The organism is Streptomyces sp. NPDC048514 (assembly GCF_043199955.1).
Taxonomy (GTDB): Bacteria; Actinomycetota; Actinomycetes; order Streptomycetales; family Streptomycetaceae; genus Streptomyces.
Window position 1 is genome coordinate 1 of the sequence record NZ_JBICWT010000029.1, and the last position, 1,799, is coordinate 1,799.

The window sequence follows — 1,799 nt, forward strand, 5'->3', positions numbered from 1 at the left end:
CAGCACGGTGTCCGGGTACTGGGCGTCGATCTCCTTGCGGACCCGCCTGAGGAAGGCGTGCGTGGCGGGCAGGTTCTCGCAGTTGGTGCCCTCCTGCTGGTACAGGTACGGCACCGCGTCCAGCCGGAACCCGTCGATGCCGAGATCCAGCCAGAACTTCAGCGCGGAGATCATCTCCTCCTGCACGGCCGGGTTCTCGTAGTTCAGATCCGGCTGGTGCGAGAAGAAGCGATGCCAGTAGTACTGCTTGCGTACCGGGTCGTACGTCCAGTTGGAGGCCTCGGTGTCGACGAAGATGATGCGTGCTTCCTGGTACTGCTTGTCGTCGTCGGCCCAGACGTAGTAGTCACCGTACGGACCGTCCGGGTCGCGCCTCGACTCCTGGAACCACGGGTGCTGGTCGCTGGTGTGGTTCATCACGAAGTCGATGATCACGCGCATGCCGCGCTGGTGGGCGGCGTCCACGAACTCCACGAAGTCGGCGAGGTCACCGAACTCGGGCAGGACGGCGGTGTAGTCGGAGACGTCGTAACCGCCGTCGCGCAGGGGTGACTTGAAGAACGGCGGCAGCCACAGGCAGTCCACGCCGAGCCATTGCAGGTAGTCCAGCTTGGCCGTCAGGCCCTTCAGGTCGCCGACGCCGTCGCCGTTGCTGTCCTGGAAGGACCGGACCAGGACCTCGTAGAAGACGGCGCTCTTGAACCAATCCGGGTTCCGATCCTTGGCGGGTGTGTCCTCGAACGTGTCCGGAACGGGCTCATTGACGATCATGTTGTGGGTGACCCTCCGATCTGCGGGTGGGACGGTCGCAGGACGGTGAAGACATGCGCGGGCCTGTGACCCGGTTCGAGACGCACGTAGTTGGCCCTGCCCCAGTGATAGGTCTCACCGGTGAGCTCGTCGCGCACCGGCACCGACTCGTGCCAGTCCAGGCCGAGTTGCGGCATGTCCAACGAGACCGTGGCCTCCTGGGTGTCGTGGGGGTCGAGGTTCGCGACCACGAGAACCGTGTTCGATCCGTTCCGCTTCGAGTAGGCGATCACCGCGTCCCGGTCGGCGTGGTGGAAGTGCAGATCGCGCAGCTGCCTGAGGGCCGGGCTGCGCCGCCTGATGTCGTTGAGCCGGGTGATGAGGGGTGCGATGGTGCGTCCCTCGCGGGCGGCGGCTTCCCAGTCGCGTGGCCTCAGCTGGTACTTCTCCGAGTCGAGGTACTCCTCGCCGCCCTCCCGGAAGGGGGTGTTCTCGCACAGTTCGTAGCCGCTGTAGATGCCCCAGGCGGGGGAGAGGGTCGCGGCGAGCACGGCCCGGACCTCGAAGGCCGGCCGGCCGCCGTGCTGGAGGTAGGCGTGCAGGATGTCCGGGGTGTTGGGGAAGAGGTTGGGCCGCATGTAGGCCGCGGCCTCGCCGGACAGCTCGGTCAGGTACTCGGTCAGTTCGCGCTTGTCGTTGCGCCAGGTGAAGTAGGTGTACGACTGCTGGAAGCCGATCTGGGCGAGGGTGTGCATCATCGCCGGCCGGGTGAACGCCTCGGCCAGGAAGATCACGTCGGGGTCCGCGCGGTTGACCTCCCCGATGACCCGCTCCCAGAACACGACCGGTTTGGTGTGCGGGTTGTCCACCCGGAAGATCCGCACCCCGTGCCCCATCCAGTGCCGCAGCACCCGCACCGTCTCGGCGACCAGGCCGTCCATGTCCGCGTCGAAGGCGATGGGGTAGATGTCCTGGTACTTCTTCGGCGGGTTCTCGGCGTAGGCGATCGTGCCGTCGGGGCGGTGATGGAACCACTCCGGGTACTTGTG

1 protein-coding gene and 1 pseudogene are annotated in these 1,799 nt (G+C 66.3%); both read right to left on the bottom strand.

Annotated features, from left to right (window positions below):
- Positions 1-771, bottom strand: a 771-nt coding sequence (locus ACGFT2_RS34070; protein WP_393286239.1) for an alpha-amylase family glycosyl hydrolase, incomplete at its 3' end; no start/stop codon positions are given.
- A pseudogene (locus ACGFT2_RS34075) lies at positions 768-1,799 on the bottom strand (alpha-1,4-glucan--maltose-1-phosphate maltosyltransferase); the annotation flags it as partial. The pseudogene ACGFT2_RS34075 and the gene ACGFT2_RS34070, both read right to left, overlap by 4 nt.